Here is a 13,576-nt window from a genome sequence, read left to right on the forward strand (position 1 = left end):
AATTGATTAGAACCTTTTGAATTTGAAACCTTTTACAAAAAAAACAGAGATTTAATACTCTGTAACAATACGTCTATAATTTATCTATAACACTGCTTAATCGATCTGTAATCTCAGTGATGCCACCTACTCCATCAACTCCAAAATACTTATCCTGTTTTTGGTAGTAATTCTTTAGTATCGCAGTTTCGTTATAATATACTTTAATACGATTTCTGATCACACCTTCATCAGCATCATCAGGGCGACCGGATGTTTTTCCTCTTTCTAATAAGCGATTAACTAACACCTCATCGTCTACCTCTAAAGCAACCATTGCACTAACTTCTGCTCCTTTAGAAGATAACAATTCTGCTAATGATTCCGCCTGAGCTTCTGTTCTAGGAAATCCATCAAAAATGAAACCTTTAGCATCTGGATTTTTATCTACCTCAGCATTCAACATATTAATTGTTACTTCATCTGGTACTAATTGTCCTTTATCAATATATGATTTTGCTAATGTTCCTAATTCAGTAGCATTTTTTATATTATATCTAAACACATCTCCTGTAGAAATATGAACTAGATCATACTTTTGTTTTAAAACTTCAGCTTGTGTTCCTTTTCCTGCTCCTGGAGGTCCGAATAACACTAAATTTGTCATGTTGTTTTGTTTTAATTGGTAAACTTCTGTAAGATTACGACCTAAACCATCATAATCTAGTCCGTATCCTACAATAAATCTATTGGGGATCTCTATCCCTATATAATCTATCGTATATTTTTTAGTATAGGCTTCAGGTTTAAAAAATAAAGTAGCAATTCTTACCTCTTTACACCCTTTATCTTTAAATATTTTTAACAATTCTACAATAGTATTGCCTGTGTCTACAATATCTTCTAGAATTATAACGGTTCTATCAGTTACATCTTCCTTTAATCCTATAAGCTCCTGAACAGAAGAAGTAGTTTCTATTCCTTCATAAGACGCTAATTTCACAAAACTTACTTCGCAATCGTAATCAAATCTTTTAAGCACTTCAGACACAAACATAAATGCACCATTAAGAACCCCTATAAAAAGAGGTTTCTTATCAGATAAATCTCTATTAAGTTCATCGGATATTTTATCTATTGCTTTAGTTATTTTATCCTCTGCAATAAATGGCGTAAACTGTAAATCATGTAGTGTAATCATTGTCTTTATAAGATTATCACAGTAACCGTTTCGTTTTCAAAGGCGCAAAGATAGTGATTACAAACAACACTTATAATAGATATCTACTGCATTTGCCGTACAATATTGAGGTTTTTACTTATTAAAAATTTATTTTTGTCCCCTAAGGCAAAATAAGATACTCCAAAAAATGACAAACTATTTTTCGTCAGACTTTAAGTTAGGTATCCTGGGTGGTGGTCAATTGGGCAAAATGATGCTCTACGAAACTCGGAAGTATGATATCTGTACCTATGTTCTGGACCCCAACCCCGATGCTCCTTGTAGAATTGCATGTGATCACTTTCAACAAGGTGATTTAATGGATTATGATACTGTATACAACTTTGGCAAGAAAGTCGATGTACTCACTTTTGAAATAGAAACAGTGAACATTAAGGCATTAGCCAGACTAGAACGAGAAGGAAAAAAAGTATATCCTGATTCTAAAACATTAGAAAAAATTCAAAATAAAGGGAAGCAAAAACTATTTTACAAGAATCAAGAAATACCTACTGCTCCTTTTGTCCAGTTTTCTAACAAAGCCCATTTAACAGAAGGTATTACTAGTGGAAAAGTTAAACTACCTTTTGTATGGAAAAGTACGCAAGGAGGATATGACGGAAAAGGAGTTTCTATTATTAGAACAGGCGCTGACATCGCTAAATTACCGGATACAGAGTGTATTGCAGAAAAATTGATTGATTTTAAAAATGAACTAGCGGTAATTGTAGTACGAAATCCCCAGGATGAGATTAAAACATATCCAGTAGTAGAAATGGAATTTCATCCAGAAGCTAATCAAGTAGAATATGTTATTTGCCCCGCAAGGATAGATGATAAGATAGCTGAAAAGGCAAGAACAATTGCCGAAAATGTTTCTAAAGCTTTTACTCACGTTGGTTTATTAGCTGTCGAAATGTTTCAAACAAAGGATGATGAAATTTTAGTTAATGAAGTAGCTCCAAGACCTCATAATAGTGGACACTACAGTATCGAAGCTAGTTATACCAATCAATTTGAGCAACATATACGAGCAATACTCGATTTACCACTAGGAAATACAGAAAGTAAAGTTGCAGGAATAATGGTGAATCTTGTTGGTGCTGAAGGGTATACAGGAAATGTTGTATATAAAAATATCGACACTATTATGAAAATGAAAGGCGTTACTCCTCATATCTATGGAAAAAAACAAACACGGCCTTTTAGAAAAATGGGACACGTAACTATCATTAATGAGGATATAGCTGAAGCCAGAAAAATTGCAGAAAAGGTAAAAAAAACCATAAAAGTAGTCAGTAAATAAGTTAATTCATTATTACTAGCGTAATGATATATTCTTATTGAATTTTTAAAAAATATAATAAAATTAGATACATGAGTAAAGTAGGAATCATCATGGGAAGCACAAGTGATATGCCAGTGATGGAAAAAGCAATCGAAATTCTACAAGGTTTTGATATTGAAGTAGAAGTGGATATTGTATCAGCACATCGCACTCCTGAAAAATTATTTGATTATAGTAAAAAAGCTCATACTAGGGGGATTTCTGTTATTATTGCTGGTGCTGGTGGAGCGGCACACCTTCCTGGAATGGTTGCTTCTTTATCTCCGTTACCGGTTATAGGGGTACCTGTAAAATCAAGGAATTCTATCGATGGCTGGGATTCTGTTCTTTCTATATTACAAATGCCTGGAGGCGTTCCTGTAGCAACTGTAGCTTTAGATGGCGCAATGAATGCAGGAATTCTAGCGGCGCAAATTATCGGAGCATCCGACACTTGTATATTAGATAAAATTTTAGTCTATAAAGAAGGTCTGAAACAAAAAGTAATCGAAGGCGCAAAACAGATAAAAAAGTAAAAAAGAGTATTGCAAAAAAAAGAGTCGCTCCTCAGCGACTCTTTCCAATATCAGGTCTTACAATAGAATATAACAATATTTATTAACCAACTTAAATATATTACACAAAAAATTCATCGTAAGACCATACTCTTAAAACCTGATACAAAGGTAATCCCTTACTTTAATTACGCAATAATTATCTGTCAAAACTTATTAACATTTTCGATAAATTACATATTTTATCGCTAAAACGCATAAAACGTGCGTTTATTGCATGTTTTTTTTAGAAAAAACATACATTTTTCAATATTCTCTATCCAAATAGTAGGTTGTAAACCAAAAATCAACAAAAAAGAGCTACAATAATTGTAGCTCTTTCAATATATTTGGTCTTCACAAAGCGTATTATTGATATCCATACCCCTGATTACAATAATGTGTTTATTACTTTGTTTAGACCATTACTAATAAACCTACACAAATGTAATCGTATCCTATACGTTGGTGTCAAAAAATAAAACAATTAGAAAGGCATTTATCGACAACGAACACAGTTTCTCGACAAAAGCACACATTATTCATAAAAAATATAGATAAATAATGAAAAACCCATTATTAGAATTATTCGACCTAGCACCTTTTTCTAAAATAAAACCTGAACATTTTTTACCAGCTATTAAAAATGCAATCTCAATTGCTAAACAAGAAGTAGACACATTGGTTAAAAACTCTGAGTCCCCTTCTTTTTCTAATACAATAGAGAAATTAGAATATAGTGGAGAATTATTAGACAGAGTTACCAGCATATTTTTTAATCTAAATAGTGCAGAAACTAACGATGAGATTCAAAAAATCGCTCAGCAAGCTTCTCCATTACTTTCTGAATTTAGAAACGACATTGCCTTAAATGAAGATCTTTTCAAAAAAATTGAAGCTGTATATAATATTAAAGATGAATTAGATCTTTCTCCAGAACAAAACACTTTATTAGAAAAAAGATATAAATCATTTTCTAGAAATGGTGCAAACCTTCCCGCTGACAAAAAAGAACAGCTAAGAGAAATTGACAAAGAGCTTTCCCAATTAAGCTTAAAGTTTGGAGAAAATGTACTTGCAGAAACGAACAAGTTCGAAATGTTGTTAACCAAAGAATCTGACCTTTCTGGTTTACCCGAAGGAGCTAAAGAAGCAGCAAAAGCTCTTGCCGAATCTAAGGAAAAACAAGGATGGATGGTTACTCTCGATTATCCAAGCTATATTCCGTTTATGACATACGCAGATAATAGAGAATTAAGAAAAAAATTGTCTCTGGCATTTGCTTCAAAAGGTTTTAATAATGATGAATTAGACAATCAAGAAATTGTTCTTAAAATAGCGCAATTAAGACATAACCGTGCTCAAGTTCTAGGATACACTTCTCATGCCAATTATGTTTTAGAAGAACGCATGGCAGAAACTCCAGAAAAAGTATTCTCATTCTTAAATGAAATTCTTGATAAAGCTAAACCAGCCGCAGAAAGAGAGTTTAAGCAATTAGAAAATTTTGCTAAAGAACTTGACGGAATTGATCAATTACAAAAATGGGATGGAGCGTACTATTCCGAAAAATTAAAGCAAAAACTTTTTGATCTAGACGATGAAAAGCTAAAACCATACTTTAAGCTAGAAAATGTTATCGATGGGGTTTTTCAAGTAGCTTCCAATTTATTTGATCTACAATTTGAAGAAACGGATCAGGTAGATAAATATCACGAAGAAGTAAAGACATATAATGTAACTGACACTAAAGGTAATTTTATTTCTGTTTTTTATGCGGATTTCCATCCAAGATCGGGAAAACGAAATGGTGCTTGGATGACATCTTATAAACCACAGATGAAGAAAGATGATCATAATATAAGACCTCATATTTCTATTGTATGTAATTTTACTAAACCTACACCGAGTAAACCATCTTTATTAACATTTAACGAAGTTACTACCCTATTCCACGAATTTGGTCACGCATTACACGGAATGTTAGCTAATACTACATATCCTGGTCTATCAGGAACCAGTGTGTATTGGGATTTTGTTGAACTACCATCTCAAGTTTTAGAAAACTGGTGTTATGAAAAAGAAGCGCTGGAATTATTTGCTAAACATTATGAAACAGGAGAAGTAATTCCGATGGAAATGGTACAAAAGATAAAAGATTCATCCACTTTTATGGAAGGAATGGCAACCATGAGACAACTAAGTTTTGGGTTACTAGATATGTCTTGGCATTCGCAAGACCCAAGTAATATCAAAGATGTAAAAGCACACGAAAAGAAAGCTTTTGAAGGAACTTCGTTATATCCAGATGTAGCAGAAAACTGTATGAGTACTTCTTTTTCTCATATTTTTCAAGGAGGTTATTCTGCAGGGTACTACTCTTATAAATGGGCAGAAGTATTAGACGCAGATGCTTTTGAATATTTTAGAGAACATGGTATCTTTAATAAAGAAATAGCTACTAAATTTAAAGATCACGTATTATCCCAAGGTGGTACAGAGAATCCAATGACTTTATACAAACGTTTCCGAGGACAAGAACCAAAACCTGAAGCACTATTAAAACGTGCTGGATTGATTAAATAATAATTTTTTAAAAACAATTCATAAAAAAGGTACTTCAATGAATTTTGAAGCACCTTTTTTGGATTAAGGTTCTGAGGATATTGATCGTCTTATTTAATTACTAGCGTACAAACAACTAACTTCTCTTCTAATCAGGCTACTATATTCTGATGCAATTCGAAACATGATGATAAGGTAATTCTACAATAACATTTATTACCTGACCTAACTTAATAGTGAACTTTTTTCAATCTAAAAACACTATTTACTCACATAACTAGACCAAACATATCTAATATTCATCTTCCATTACTCTTATATTCAAAAAAACAAGAAAATATTAATAGAATAATAAAGTCATTTTTTTTGATTCTTAACAAGTCAGTATTCAACCTGTAAATTACACAAAATCAATGTGTTATAAAAACGGCTTCTCCACAAAAAAACAACTGTACCACAACCTTTTAGCTTATGGCTTTAACATAATTGAAAAAATTAAACTTTCAAAAATTACTGAAAGTTTAAAATTTATTATATATTTGCTCTATGAATTACACAGAAGCAAAAGATAAGTTTATATCCACCTGGGGGTCATTAGGTACCTTGTGGGGAATCAATAAAGCAATGGCACAAATCCATGCGCTACTATGGATCTCACCTGAACCTTTATCGATGGAAGATATTATGGAAGAATTGCATATCTCCAGAGGAAACACAAGTATGAATTTACGCCAACTTATGGATTGGGGTATCGTTTTTAAAGAAAGTAAACCGGGAGAGAGAAAGGAATATTTTGCTTCAGAAAAGGATGTACAAGAACTCGCCAGACAAGTAGCAAAAGAACGAAGCAGACGAGAAATAAAGCCAGTTATTAAAGTACTAAAAGAGGTATCCGCGATTGAGGATGATGGAACAAAAAAAACAGAAGAATTAATTAAGCAAACCAAGGCTTTATACGAATTAGCGGATAGTGCTGATACAATGATGAATAAGATAGTGAATCAAGAATCTAATTGGATTACTAAAACTTTGATGAAACTAATTAAATAAGAACCATAATATAATAAAAGAGATAAGGGAAGCAATTCCTTTTCTTTTTCAAATTATATTTCAAAAATTATTGAAACTTTAAAACTATTAAAATTATGAAAACAATACATAACATTAACAAATGGAGTTTTATTATCACCTTAATTCTTTACACTACCATCATAGGAGGTTTATTAGCTCAAATGGCACTTGGTGTTATTCAGGTTGTTCTAGGAGTAATAATATTATTCCATTGGAAAAAACTTAATATCAAAATAAAACGACACCTTCTAATATATTGGTTCATAGTTTTAACATATGGCCTTTTATGGACAACAGATATATTTAATACTTGGAGAACTAATTCAATGGTGATGGATCCTTATATTTTATTTATCTGCATCATACCTATGTTAATCGCATCATACTCCGTATACATAACTTACAAAAGTAAAATAAACATTAATGAATTTAAACCTATTTACATATAGCATATACATATTGATTACTGTTTTTATCATTATAAAAGTAGGATTGGTTTGCTATCGAAACGGAAATGTTTTTGTAACCCATTTGGTTCCTAACGACAAGGATTTCTGTTTACGAGTAAACAACATTCTCTTACTAGGATACTATCTCATAAATATCGGATATACCGTAATTACTTTATCAGATTGGACTACTGTAAATTCTATTTCCCAACTGATAGAAAGTTTATCAGAAAACACAGCAATCATTATCTGTATACTAGCAATCTTGCATTATTTCAACTTATTCTGGATAACAAAATTTATTAAAAACTTTAAATAACTACAAATACAACAACTATATGGAAACTTCTAAAATTTTTATTGGATACATAATTTATTTACCTATCGCAATTGCCTTAACATACTTTGTGTCTAGAACTTTATTTAAAAATGGAAAAACTTTTATGATTGATATTTTTAAAGGTAAAGATGATATAGCGATTGCAACCAATCGTCTCTTTGAAGTAGGTTTCTATCTTTTAAACATTGGTTGGGCACTATTAATTCTAAAAATTGACGGCTACCGTTTCAATGATACTTATCAAAATTTAGTAGAAATATTAAGCTTCAAAATTGGTGGATTTTCGGTCTACTTAGGATTAATGTTATTTCTAAATATGTATTTATTCTTTAGAGGAAGAAAAAAATCCAAACAAAAGACTCCATTTGTAACTCAGGTAGTAAGACCCAATGATCCTCAAGTTCAATAATTAAAACATATCATTATGAATACTACACTTCCACTATTACATAAATTTAGATTTCAAAAATCAAATAAAGAAAAACTGATCGAACTTTATGATGAAGCGACAGAAGATTATGAATTCTGGAGTAAAGATTTCAATATGCATTTCGGGTATTATATTCCTTTTAAAACGACATTTCTCAAAAGAGATACAATGCTTAATGAAATGAATAATCAAGTTTTTAACCGATTACGTTTCGACAGAAAAAATGGTATTGTTGCGGATTTAGGTTGCGGAATAGGCGGCACTATGAAATATGGTTTACGCAAATATCCTAGAATCAATATCCTAGGAGTATCACTTTCTGATTTTCAGGTAACTGAAGGGAATAAAAGGCTAAAAAACATGAATGGTCTTATTCTTAATGAAAACTATAATAGTACTTCTTTTACTCCGAACAGTTTTGATAGTGCATATGCAATAGAAAGTTATTGTCATTCTGGACATAGTACTGTTGCTTTTAAAGAAGCATATAGGATTATTAAACCAGGTGGAAGATTAGTTATAGCGGATGCTTTTCTTAAAAAAGATGTGGAACAATTATGTCCCGGAAGTCATTATTGCTATCGGCAATTATGTAAAGGGTGGAGTTTAGAAGGTCTTGGTAGCATACAAAAAGTAAAAGAATCCTTAGAACAAATTGGTTTTAGAAATGTATCCATAGAAGATATCTCTTTTAGAGTAGCTCCTTCCGTACTACACGTGCCTTTTGCTATTACAGGTTTTATTTTTAGGAAGTTTTTTAGGAAAGAAAAATTAAAACCACAAAGTTGGAAAAACCTTAAAGGTTCTTTATTTGCTTTACTTTCTGGATTGCATATGAAAAGTTTTGGGTACTATATTATAACAGCCGAGAAATAAACCTATGAGTCTACTTCAAATAACATATCGTTGGATATATATAATTATTGCTACGTTACTATCGACATTAGTGTTATATCATTATGCAAAAGAGCTCCCTGAGTTAATTCCTAATGACAATCTAATAAAAGAAATAGTAATGTGTTCTGGTCAACTAGTTTGGCAAGGTAGTATTATTATGATTTTTATAAAGAAAAAAATTCATAGTTACTTATATAATATGATTTCAGTTTCTTTATTAGGATCTTTAACATTAATCCCTTTGATATTGTTGTATAAACAAGAAGTAATTGTTCTAGAAATTAAAATTTTACTTTTCTTATTAGTTGTATGCCTTATGATATTAGATCATACTAGAAGAGTTAAAAAACTTAAATTACCTGGGTATCTAACTGTCACCTGGATAACCTATAGATTATTATGGTTACCCATATTATTATTTTAAATTAAAAAACATGAAAAAAATAGTTATTGCTGCAGGAACCGGTTTTTTAGGAAACGTACTCGTCGATTATTTTAAAACTAAAGTTGAGACCATTGTCATTCTAACCAGAGGAAAAAATAAAATTGAAGGTACTATTAAATATGAGCATTGGGATGGTAAAACTATAGGAGCCTGGAAAAACGAATTAGAAGGATCTGATGTTTTAATTAATATGACAGGAAAATCTGTAGACTGTAGATATCATCAAAAAAACAAAGATCTAATTCTTTCTTCTAGAGTCGTATCTACGAATATATTAGGTGAAGCTATATCGTCTTGTGAACATCCACCAAAGGTATGGCTTAACTCATCCACAGCAACCATCTATAGACATTCTTTAGATAAAGAAATGGATGAAATCGATGGCGAAATTGGAACAGGCTTCTCCGTTAATGTAGCTACCAATTGGGAAAATGCTTTTTTTACGCATAAAACTCCAAAAACTAGAAAAGTAGCTCTCAGAACTTCTATAGTATTAGGAAAAAATGGTGGTGCATTGCAACCTATTATCAATTTAGTAAAAATTGGTTTTGGTGGAAAACAAGGAAAAGGAAATCAAAAATTTAGTTGGATTCACGAAACTGACTTTGCGCGAAGTTTAGAATTTATTATAGAAAATGAAGAGATCCAAGGTCCTATTAATATCGTTGCACCTAAACCAACGGACAATAATAATCTTATGAAAACATTACGAAACGTAACAAAAGTTCCTTTTGGAATTCCACTACCTAAACCACTTTTGGAAATTGGTGCGCGTATTATTAAAACCGAAACTGAATTAATTTTAAAAAGCAGAAACGTTATTCCAAAAAAACTATTACAAAATGGTTTTCAATTTAAATATCCAGATTTAGTAAACGCTACTAAAGAATTAACTAATAAGTTATGACCACAATCCGATTATATACCAAAATAGAAGCCCCGATTAAAGTCGTTTTTGATGCAGCTCGAAATATTGATATACACATGGGTTCCGCTTCGAAAACAAAAGAGGTCGCTATTGCTGGTAAAACTTCTGGATTAATTGATCTCTATGACACAGTTACCTGGAAAGGAAAACATTTTGGTTTATACCTAAAACATCAAAGTAAAATAACATCATTAAGGCATTCTACTTATTTTATTGATGAAATGATAAGTGGCCATTTTAAAACTTTTAAGCATCAACACATTTTTAAAGAATTATCAAAGGGAACTGAGATGATTGACGTTTTAGAATATACAACCCCCTATAGCCTATTAGGAAAAATATTTGACCAAATAATTTTAAAAAAACACTTAACTAAATTTCTAAAAACAAGGAATCAATTTATCAAGTTAAAAACCGAACAATCTACTATACCATAAATAAGAGTTTACCTGAAAAGCAGTAGTAAAACATATACTGAATTTACCATCGTGGGCAATTCTGGTGGAGTCTAATTATGAACGTCATTAATCACAACTAGTTTTTTACTCATTCAGACATATGGATACTCACTTCCCAGGCAAACAACTCCCAATTCAGTTATAAATTCTAATCATCAATACCAAAACAATAAATACGTACTTCTCCTGATGTACCCATAATATTATTGGCTTCAACACCTTTATAAATAGGCTGAAAAGCATACTCTCCAGGAACCAGTGATGGCATTATAATTTCATAAAGGTTTTCGTCTATTTTCTTAAGTTCTGGAACGATAAGATGTTGACTTATATCTTTACTACCACCTCCCATAGAATTTCCTTTCTGTATAAATCTTCTATATTTTTTTCGCTTCTTTACCACATCTGCCTTAGAGATAATTACAATATCAAGAGGGTCAATCCCTTCATCTAAGGACATAATAAACTTAGGAACATCATTAGATTTAAATCTAACACTAGAATATTTACTATTAAAAATAGTTAAGTACTGGTTTACTCCTCCATAACCAAAACCGATAGCTTTGGCTTCAATTTTAGCACCTTTACGTTCGAATGATGTTACCTCGCCATCTTTCATAAAATATGGAACGAAGTTTTTTTCAACCTCTTGTGCTTTTATTCCGCTTGACAATACTAATTGAATAATTAAAAGAAATGTAATTTTTTTCATCTGACTGTTTTTTAAAAAAATGATATGCACAAACATAGGGTCATATCGATATTAAAAAAATACCCAGTTACTGGTATATTGTTGGGTTCTTAATACACCTTTCCCTTAATTCAATGGTTCAAACTTATTTGAGATTCAACTTTTTATCCTATTTTTGGAGAAAAGAGCAAATAGACTATGCCTACAAACACGATAGACCCTAATACGTGGATTGACAAATACAGTGATTATTTATTTAATTATACCATAGTAAGAGTCGACGACAGAGAAATTGCGCAAGATTTAGTGCAGGAGACCTTTTTCGCAGGTCTTAAATCAATGAAAAACTTTAAAGGAGAAGCCAGTGAACGTACTTGGTTAATTTCAATATTAAAAAGAAAAATCATTGATCACTACAGGAAAATAAATAGTAATAAGGGAAAGGCAGAAGTACGAATCAACTATACGAATGATGGCGAAACTGAAGGAGATTGGTTAGAAGAAAGAGTAGCTGACCCTTTTGACCAAAATGCTGAAGGTAAAATTGAAAACACAGAATTAGGGGTTGCCATACACAATTGCATTGGTAAATTACCAGAAAAACAAGCTCGTATTTTCTCTATGAAAACGATTCAAGGATTTGATACAGAAGCAATCTGTAATGAATTTGATATCACTGCGTCTAATTTATGGGTGATCATTCATCGTGCTCGTACAGCGATGGCGGAATGTCTAGAAAAAAACTGGTTTTAATACACATGAATAAGGAAAACAAAATATTTGTAAGTTGTGAGAATGCAAATCACATTTGCGATAAAAACCAATATAAAGAAGCCTCTTTTTGGGAAAAAGTAAAATTAAATATTCATTTAATTTATTGTAAGGCTTGTAGAAAATATTCGTCTAAGAATACGAAACTAACTAAATTATTTAAGGATCCTAAAGTGATAAATATCAATCAATCCGCTAAAGATACTATGAAAGAACAGTTAAAGAAAAAAATGTCAGAGCTGGAATAAAAAAAGTTAATAACACCCCAAATAATTAGTTAAAAAATTGTAATGAAAACGAGTAACAATTTATTTGTATCCTGCGAACAAGCAAAATACATTTGTGATAAAAATCAATATGGTGAAGCATCCATTATGGAAATCATCAAATTAAATATTAGGTTAATCTATTGTAAAGTAACACGTGCATATTCTAAAAGAAATACTAAGCTTACCAAAACAATAAGCAAATCTAATGTTCAAGTAATAGAAGCTTCTGTAAAAGAAGAAATGAAACAGGCTTTGCAAAAGAAATTAGCCAAATAGGCTTTGCATCAGAACCAATGTAAACAACCACATAATCGGAATACTTTCTACCCAAAAGGAACAAAAGTATTCCGATTGTTTTTTATCAGTACCCCATAAAAAAAGTAAACTTACAATTGTAATCAATACCGTGGTTAAAATTTCTGCAAAGGAAAGATCGTCTTTAAATGCTGTTAATAGTAGAAAGATAACCAATAATATACTTCCAAAAACCTTAGTTCTAGTAATTCCAATTTTCTGGGGAATCGTTTCTAATTCTCTGCTATCATATTGCAAATCTCTTATTTCAAAAGGTAACATTATTACCACTATGAACAAGAAACGTTGAATAATTTCCATAACCATGTCAAGACCTAAACTTCCTTCTGCATATAGCATAGGCACTAGAACAGTAATTCCTGTCCAGGTTGTTCCAATAATAAAAATCTTAATCCCTGCAACACTTCTTAAATTTTTTTTATTTGGAAAAACTGGAACCGTATAAAGAATCGTCAGCAGTACAAAAGGAAATAAATACATCAATATATCTAAAGATAATTGAAAAGTAAAATATACAAATATCACTAAACAGATACCTGTTAATATTTTGATTCCAGTCATTGATTTTGTTAATCGCTTATGATACAATTTCGAAATCGTGGCATACTTTACAAAATTATATGCGACAATAGCTCCAACAAAACTGAAATACACATACATATCACCTTCCAAAATCTCGAACTTCAAAAAAGTAAGTTTTACCAAGGAAGCCACAGCTAAAGCCACGTGAATACTGCTATTTAGATAAAAATTAAATATACTTTGTATGGTTTTCACTTTGCTAATTTAGGGGAATCTGTTAATAACACCCTAAGTTGGTTAAAAACTTACTAGTGTTAGGTTAATTTATTGTGAAAATTTTATG

Annotated in this window: 17 protein-coding genes; 14 read left to right on the plus strand and 3 right to left on the minus strand. The window is 31.2% G+C overall.

Going from position 1 to position 13,576, the window contains the following annotated elements:
- Window positions 1-73: 73 nt before the first annotated feature.
- Window positions 74-1,180 (minus strand): adenylate kinase, encoded by a 1,107-nt coding sequence (locus H526_RS31440; RefSeq protein ID WP_081415575.1) that lies wholly within the window; start codon window positions 1,178-1,180, stop codon window positions 74-76.
- 169 nt (window positions 1,181-1,349) lie between these two features.
- Between H526_RS31440 and H526_RS0108455 the strand changes: the two genes are divergently transcribed.
- The 11 genes from H526_RS0108455 (at window position 1,350) to H526_RS0108500 (ending at window position 10,644) form a co-directional block, all read left to right on the plus strand.
- Window positions 1,350-2,507: a 5-(carboxyamino)imidazole ribonucleotide synthase gene (locus tag H526_RS0108455; protein WP_027392605.1), complete on the plus strand. Its 1,158-nt coding sequence runs from the start codon at window positions 1,350-1,352 to the stop codon at window positions 2,505-2,507.
- A gap of 71 nt (window positions 2,508-2,578) precedes the next feature.
- The gene (purE, locus tag H526_RS0108460; RefSeq protein ID WP_027392606.1) at window positions 2,579-3,064 is read left to right on the plus strand and encodes a 5-(carboxyamino)imidazole ribonucleotide mutase; all 486 of its coding nucleotides are present in this window, start codon (window positions 2,579-2,581) and stop codon (window positions 3,062-3,064) included.
- Between the two features lie 582 nt (window positions 3,065-3,646).
- Window positions 3,647-5,668, plus strand: coding sequence for a M3 family metallopeptidase (locus H526_RS0108465; RefSeq protein ID WP_027392607.1), 2,022 nt, complete (start codon window positions 3,647-3,649; stop codon window positions 5,666-5,668).
- Window positions 5,669-6,193: 525 nt separating this feature from the next.
- Window positions 6,194-6,697 carry a GbsR/MarR family transcriptional regulator gene (locus H526_RS0108470; RefSeq protein WP_027392608.1) on the plus strand — a complete coding sequence of 168 codons (504 nt, stop codon included), beginning with the start codon at window positions 6,194-6,196 and terminating at the stop codon, window positions 6,695-6,697.
- Between the two features lie 95 nt (window positions 6,698-6,792).
- A complete protein-coding gene (locus tag H526_RS0108475) occupies window positions 6,793-7,167 on the plus strand; it encodes a hypothetical protein (protein WP_027392609.1) in 375 nt (124 codons plus the stop codon).
- Window positions 7,142-7,486 (plus strand): hypothetical protein, encoded by a 345-nt coding sequence (locus H526_RS31445; RefSeq protein WP_081415576.1) that lies wholly within the window; start codon window positions 7,142-7,144, stop codon window positions 7,484-7,486. The genes H526_RS0108475 and H526_RS31445 overlap by 26 nt, the downstream gene beginning before the upstream one ends.
- A 19-nt stretch (window positions 7,487-7,505) precedes the next feature.
- Window positions 7,506-7,916 carry a hypothetical protein gene (locus tag H526_RS28675; RefSeq protein WP_035084933.1) on the plus strand — a complete coding sequence of 137 codons (411 nt, stop codon included), beginning with the start codon at window positions 7,506-7,508 and terminating at the stop codon, window positions 7,914-7,916.
- A 15-nt stretch (window positions 7,917-7,931) separates the two neighbouring features.
- Window positions 7,932-8,813, plus strand: a complete 882-nt coding sequence (locus tag H526_RS0108485; protein WP_027392610.1) for a methyltransferase domain-containing protein — start codon at window positions 7,932-7,934, stop codon at window positions 8,811-8,813.
- Between the two features lie 4 nt (window positions 8,814-8,817).
- Window positions 8,818-9,258, plus strand: a complete 441-nt coding sequence (locus tag H526_RS0108490) for a hypothetical protein (RefSeq protein WP_027392611.1) — start codon at window positions 8,818-8,820, stop codon at window positions 9,256-9,258.
- A 10-nt stretch (window positions 9,259-9,268) separates the two neighbouring features.
- Entirely contained in the window at window positions 9,269-10,186 is a 918-nt protein-coding gene (locus H526_RS0108495) for a TIGR01777 family oxidoreductase (RefSeq protein WP_027392612.1), read from the plus strand.
- Window positions 10,183-10,644 carry an SRPBCC family protein gene (locus H526_RS0108500; protein WP_027392613.1) on the plus strand — a complete coding sequence of 154 codons (462 nt, stop codon included), beginning with the start codon at window positions 10,183-10,185 and terminating at the stop codon, window positions 10,642-10,644. The genes H526_RS0108495 and H526_RS0108500 overlap by 4 nt, the downstream gene beginning before the upstream one ends.
- Before the next feature lie 169 nt (window positions 10,645-10,813).
- Here H526_RS0108500 and H526_RS0108505 read toward each other — a convergent pair whose 3' ends face one another.
- On the minus strand, window positions 10,814-11,377 hold the full coding sequence (locus tag H526_RS0108505; RefSeq protein WP_027392614.1) for a hypothetical protein: 564 nt from the start codon (window positions 11,375-11,377) through the stop codon (window positions 10,814-10,816).
- Between the two features lie 177 nt (window positions 11,378-11,554).
- Here H526_RS0108505 and H526_RS0108510 point away from each other — a divergent pair, with 177 nt between their 5' ends.
- The 3 genes from H526_RS0108510 to H526_RS0108520 are packed head-to-tail and all read left to right on the plus strand — an operon-like array spanning window position 11,555 to window position 12,672.
- On the plus strand, window positions 11,555-12,109 hold the full coding sequence (locus tag H526_RS0108510) for a sigma-70 family RNA polymerase sigma factor (RefSeq protein ID WP_027392615.1): 555 nt from the start codon (window positions 11,555-11,557) through the stop codon (window positions 12,107-12,109).
- Window positions 12,110-12,114: 5 nt separating this feature from the next.
- Window positions 12,115-12,375 carry a hypothetical protein gene (locus H526_RS0108515; RefSeq protein ID WP_035085016.1) on the plus strand — a complete coding sequence of 87 codons (261 nt, stop codon included), beginning with the start codon at window positions 12,115-12,117 and terminating at the stop codon, window positions 12,373-12,375.
- A 42-nt stretch (window positions 12,376-12,417) separates the two neighbouring features.
- On the plus strand, window positions 12,418-12,672 hold the full coding sequence (locus tag H526_RS0108520; RefSeq protein WP_027392617.1) for a hypothetical protein: 255 nt from the start codon (window positions 12,418-12,420) through the stop codon (window positions 12,670-12,672).
- Here H526_RS0108520 and H526_RS0108525 read toward each other — a convergent pair.
- Complete coding sequence (locus H526_RS0108525; RefSeq protein WP_027392618.1) at window positions 12,661-13,488, minus strand: UbiA prenyltransferase family protein; 828 nt, start codon at window positions 13,486-13,488, stop codon at window positions 12,661-12,663. The genes H526_RS0108520 and H526_RS0108525 overlap by 12 nt on opposite strands.
- Window positions 13,489-13,576 lie beyond the last annotated feature (88 nt).

This window comes from Aquimarina latercula DSM 2041, from assembly GCF_000430645.1.
GTDB classification, from domain to species: domain Bacteria; phylum Bacteroidota; class Bacteroidia; order Flavobacteriales; family Flavobacteriaceae; genus Aquimarina; species Aquimarina latercula.

What these genes read in the sequence shown, in the direction of transcription:
- H526_RS31440 (WP_081415575.1), bottom strand. Translation starts at nt 1,180, where the DNA reads ATGATTACACTACATGATTTACAGTTTACGCCATTTATTGCAGAGGAT.
- H526_RS0108455 (WP_027392605.1), top strand. Translation starts at nt 1,350, where the DNA reads ATGACAAACTATTTTTCGTCAGACTTTAAGTTAGGTATCCTGGGTGGT.
- purE (WP_027392606.1), top strand. Translation starts at nt 2,579, where the DNA reads ATGAGTAAAGTAGGAATCATCATGGGAAGCACAAGTGATATGCCAGTG.
- H526_RS0108465 (WP_027392607.1), top strand. Translation starts at nt 3,647, where the DNA reads ATGAAAAACCCATTATTAGAATTATTCGACCTAGCACCTTTTTCTAAA.
- H526_RS0108470 (WP_027392608.1), top strand. Translation starts at nt 6,194, where the DNA reads ATGAATTACACAGAAGCAAAAGATAAGTTTATATCCACCTGGGGGTCA.
- H526_RS0108475 (WP_027392609.1), top strand. Translation starts at nt 6,793, where the DNA reads ATGAAAACAATACATAACATTAACAAATGGAGTTTTATTATCACCTTA.
- H526_RS31445 (WP_081415576.1), top strand. Translation starts at nt 7,142, where the DNA reads ATGAATTTAAACCTATTTACATATAGCATATACATATTGATTACTGTT.
- H526_RS28675 (WP_035084933.1), top strand. Translation starts at nt 7,506, where the DNA reads ATGGAAACTTCTAAAATTTTTATTGGATACATAATTTATTTACCTATC.
- H526_RS0108485 (WP_027392610.1), top strand. Translation starts at nt 7,932, where the DNA reads ATGAATACTACACTTCCACTATTACATAAATTTAGATTTCAAAAATCA.
- H526_RS0108490 (WP_027392611.1), top strand. Translation starts at nt 8,818, where the DNA reads ATGAGTCTACTTCAAATAACATATCGTTGGATATATATAATTATTGCT.
- H526_RS0108495 (WP_027392612.1), top strand. Translation starts at nt 9,269, where the DNA reads ATGAAAAAAATAGTTATTGCTGCAGGAACCGGTTTTTTAGGAAACGTA.
- H526_RS0108500 (WP_027392613.1), top strand. Translation starts at nt 10,183, where the DNA reads ATGACCACAATCCGATTATATACCAAAATAGAAGCCCCGATTAAAGTC.
- H526_RS0108505 (WP_027392614.1), bottom strand. Translation starts at nt 11,377, where the DNA reads ATGAAAAAAATTACATTTCTTTTAATTATTCAATTAGTATTGTCAAGC.
- H526_RS0108510 (WP_027392615.1), top strand. Translation starts at nt 11,555, where the DNA reads ATGCCTACAAACACGATAGACCCTAATACGTGGATTGACAAATACAGT.
- H526_RS0108515 (WP_035085016.1), top strand. Translation starts at nt 12,115, where the DNA reads ATGAATAAGGAAAACAAAATATTTGTAAGTTGTGAGAATGCAAATCAC.
- H526_RS0108520 (WP_027392617.1), top strand. Translation starts at nt 12,418, where the DNA reads ATGAAAACGAGTAACAATTTATTTGTATCCTGCGAACAAGCAAAATAC.